Source organism: Streptomyces sp. NPDC005485 (assembly GCF_040606085.1).
Lineage (GTDB): Bacteria > Actinomycetota > Actinomycetes > Streptomycetales > Streptomycetaceae > Streptomyces.
This window is the reverse complement of the sequence record NZ_JBEXDZ010000298.1, coordinates 1-3,476: the sequence shown is the minus strand read 5'-3', so window position 1 is coordinate 3,476 and position 3,476 is coordinate 1. Positions and strand designations below refer to the sequence as shown.

6 protein-coding genes are annotated in these 3,476 nt (G+C 71.2%); 4 read left to right on the top strand and 2 right to left on the bottom strand.

The genetic code is table 11. The features are described from left to right. The coding region (locus tag ABZS97_RS43615) for a DUF4439 domain-containing protein (RefSeq protein WP_356149520.1) at positions 1-292 on the bottom strand (292 nt) is incomplete at its 3' end. Beyond that, on the bottom strand, positions 289-855 hold the full coding sequence (locus tag ABZS97_RS43610) for a hypothetical protein (RefSeq protein ID WP_356149516.1): 567 nt from the start codon (positions 853-855) through the stop codon (positions 289-291). The genes ABZS97_RS43610 and ABZS97_RS43615, both read right to left, overlap by 4 nt. 227 nt (positions 856-1,082) lie before the next feature. On the opposite strand from ABZS97_RS43610, the gene rimP reads away from it, so the two are divergent. The 4 genes from rimP to ABZS97_RS43590 form a co-directional block, all read left to right on the top strand. Further along, on the top strand, positions 1,083-1,607 hold the full coding sequence (gene rimP / locus ABZS97_RS43605; protein ID WP_356149509.1) for a ribosome maturation factor RimP: 525 nt from the start codon (positions 1,083-1,085) through the stop codon (positions 1,605-1,607). A gap of 2 nt (positions 1,608-1,609) precedes the next feature. Then, on the top strand, positions 1,610-2,608 hold the full coding sequence (gene nusA, locus ABZS97_RS43600; protein ID WP_356149505.1) for a transcription termination factor NusA: 999 nt from the start codon (positions 1,610-1,612) through the stop codon (positions 2,606-2,608). A gap of 90 nt (positions 2,609-2,698) precedes the next feature. Next, on the top strand, positions 2,699-2,977 hold the full coding sequence (locus ABZS97_RS43595) for a YlxR family protein (RefSeq protein ID WP_356149502.1): 279 nt from the start codon (positions 2,699-2,701) through the stop codon (positions 2,975-2,977). 147 nt (positions 2,978-3,124) lie between these two features. Beyond that, positions 3,125-3,476, top strand: a 352-nt coding sequence (locus ABZS97_RS43590) for a translation initiation factor IF-2 N-terminal domain-containing protein (protein ID WP_356149498.1), incomplete at its 3' end; no start/stop codon positions are given.

The window sequence follows — 3,476 nt, the reverse complement described above, 5'->3', positions numbered from 1 at the left end:
CGAGCCGTACGGCCGCCGCCGAGTCCGGTACCGGGAAGGGCAACGCGTATCCGGCGGACGCGGCCACGGGCTTGCCGCCCAGGTCCCGTACGGCCCGCACCAGCGCGTCGCGCCGCGCCCGGTGCGCCGCGTACGCCGCCCGCGCCTCGTCCCGTCGGCCTTCCTGGACCTTGCCGCCGACCACGCCGTACCCGTACACGGCGGCGTGCTCGGCCCCGAGCGCGGCCTGCAGAGCCCGCAGCTCAGCCTCTTCGGCCGTCGCGCTGCCCGTCCCGCTCGTCGTCAGGCTCACTTCGCCCCCTCCGTCAGCAGAAACGCGTGTGCGGCACCGGCCGCCGCCACCGAGGCCAGCAGCCTGGCCAGCTCGCCCGGCGCCTCCACCAGCGCCTTCGTGCGCTCGTCCGCCAAGGTGCGCTCGGCCGCCGCGAGCTCGGCGAGCGCGTCCTTCTCCGTGGCCGGAACGGCAGGGGAACCGCCGGCCGAAGCAGATGCCGACCCCGAAACAGGCGCGGATACAGACGCAGACGCAGACGCCGAGGAGGACGCCCGGCCACCGCCTCCGCTCCCACCCCCGAACGCCTCCGCATGCCGTACGACCTCCGCACGCAGCGGCCGCAGCCGCCCCTCCAGCGGTGGATGCGCGGCGATCACGGCGGCGTACCGTCCGGCCAGCGTCTCGCTATCGCGCGCCGCACGCGCGCGTGTCCGGTCGGCGGCCGAGGGGCTTCCGCCGGTGGTGTCGGTGGTGGACTCGGGGGCGGAACAGCCCGCGAGCACCAGGGCGCCCGCGGCCGAAGCGAGCAGGCTCCTTCGGCGCGGCCCCGAGGGGGTGCGCGGCGGCAGGGTGAACGGCACGGCAGACGTCCTCGGCAGGCTCGTACGAACGGGAGGGCGGCACGCCCGTGATCACGGTACCCGCGTCCGGGGCGATCACCGGCCAGCGGCTCTCCCGCAACCGCGCCCCGCGCCCGCACGGGCCGAAGTGCGTCTCCGGTGGACGGCAACACCCTCCGGGACCGGATACCCTTTGACCTGACACGCGACCTACCCACAACAGCACACGCGGCCGAGGAGTCACCCGGATGAGCACCACCCAGAGCGAGAGGCTGCGAGAACTCCTGGAACCGCTCGTCAGCTCCCAGGGACTCGATCTCGAGGAGATCGCGGTGGACTCGGTCGGGCGCAAGCGGGTGCTGCGTGTCGTCGTCGACTCGGATGCCGGTGCCGACCTCGACCAGATCGCCGATGTGAGCCGCGCGCTCTCGGCGAAGCTCGACGAGAGCGACCTGATGGGTCCGGGCGAGTACGACCTGGAGGTCGGAACCCCGGGCGCCGAACGAGAGCTCACCGAGCACCGCCACTACGTACGCGCCGTCGACCGCCTGGTGAAGTTCAAGCTGACCGAGGCCGCCGGTGGCGGCGAACTGGTCGCGAGAATCCTCTCGGTGGACGACGAGGGCGTCGACACCGAAGTGCCCGGCGTGAAGGGCCGCAAGGCCACCGCCGGGCGGCTCGCCTTCGATGACGTCGCCAAGGCGCGCGTCCAGGTCGAGTTCAACCGTAAGAACAAGAACGAAGAGACCGAAGAGAACGCAGAGGAGGCGTAGCCGTGGACATCGACATGAGTGCCCTGCGGGGTTTGGTGCGGGAGAAGGAGATCTCCTTCGACCTGCTGGTCGAGGCGATCGAGTCGGCCCTCCTCATCGCCTACCACCGCACCGAGGGAAGCCGCCGTCACGCGCGCGTGGAGCTCAACCGGGAGACCGGCCATGTGACCGTGTGGGCGAAGGAGGACCCCGAGGACCTGGAGGAGGGGCAGGAGGCACGCGAGTTCGACGACACCCCGTCGGGCTTCGGCCGTATCGCCGCCACCACCGCCAAGCAGGTCATCCTGCAGCGCCTGAGGGACGCCGAGGACGACGCGACGCTCGGCGAGTACGCGGGCCGCGAGGGCGACATCGTCACCGGTGTCGTCCAGCAGGGCCGCGACCCGAAGAACGTGCTGGTGGACATCGGCAAGCTGGAGGCCATCCTGCCCGTCCAGGAGCAGGTGCCCGGTGAGTCGTACCAGCACGGCCTGCGCCTGCGGTCGTACGTCGTCCGGGTCGCGAAGGGCGTGCGCGGTCCCTCCGTGACGCTCTCGCGCACGCACCCCAACCTCGTGAAGAAGCTCTTCGCGCTGGAGGTGCCGGAGATCGCCGACGGTTCCGTCGAGATCTCCGCGATCGCCCGCGAGGCCGGCCACCGCACGAAGATCGCCGTCCGGTCCACCCGGTCGGGGCTCAACGCCAAGGGCGCCTGCATCGGCCCGATGGGCGGCCGGGTGCGCAACGTGATGGCCGAGCTGAACGGCGAGAAGATCGACATCGTCGACTGGTCGGACGACCCGGCGGAGATGGTCGCGAACGCGCTCTCCCCGGCCCGGGTCTCCAAGGTCGAGGTCGTCGACCTCGCGGCCCGCTCCGCGCGGGTGACGGTCCCCGACTACCAGCTGTCGCTGGCGATCGGCAAGGAAGGGCAGAACGCCCGGCTTGCGGCCCGCCTCACCGGCTGGCGCATCGACATCCGTCCCGACACCGAACAGCCCGGGAGCGGGGACGGGGAATAGATCTGAGCCGTAAGTGGCTTGGATCACGACAACAACCGTTCGACTTTTGCCCCAAAGGGGTGAGGTCGGTGCGGGGAGGTAGACTTAAGAGTGTCTGGCCGGACGCGAGCCCGCGCATGCCCTGAACGCACCTGTGTGGGGTGCCGGGAGCGAGCGGCCAAGAGCGATCTGCTGCGCACCGTGGCGGTCGAGGGTGAATGTGTCCCCGATCTTCGCGGTACGCTGCCCGGCCGGGGTGCGTATGTGCACCCCGCCCTGGTCTGTCTTGACCTGGCGGTCCGCCGCCGGGCGTTCACGAGGGCGCTGCGTGCCCCGGGAGCGCTCGACACAGCGGCGTTGCGTCTCTACGTCGAGCAGGCAACACCGTAAGACGTGTCGTACGGAACCTCCGTGCGGCCCTGGTACCCCGCGAGTTGGAAGTAGGTCGAGATTGCGATGAGCACTCGATGAGCACGCGATGAGTACGCCCATGAAGTAGCGACGGTCCGGACGCAACCCGGACCTAAAAGGAGCGAAGTGGCTAAGGTCCGGGTATACGAACTCGCCAAGGAGTTCGGGGTGGAGAGCAAGGTCGTCATGGCCAAGCTCCAAGAACTCGGTGAATTCGTCCGTTCGGCGTCCTCGACGATCGAGGCGCCCGTTGTACGCAAGCTGACTGATGCCCTCCAGCAGGGCAGCGGAGGCGGCAAGCCCGCCCCGCGCAAGGCTGCTCCGGCGAGGCCGGCAGCCCCCTCTCCCGCGCAGGCCGCCCGTCCGGCAGCCCCGCGCCCGCCGGCCCCGAAGCCGGCCGCTGCGGAGACGCCCGCGGCCGCTGCTCCGGTGACCCCGGCTGCTGCGGGCCCGCGTCCGGGCCCCAAGCCCGCCCCGA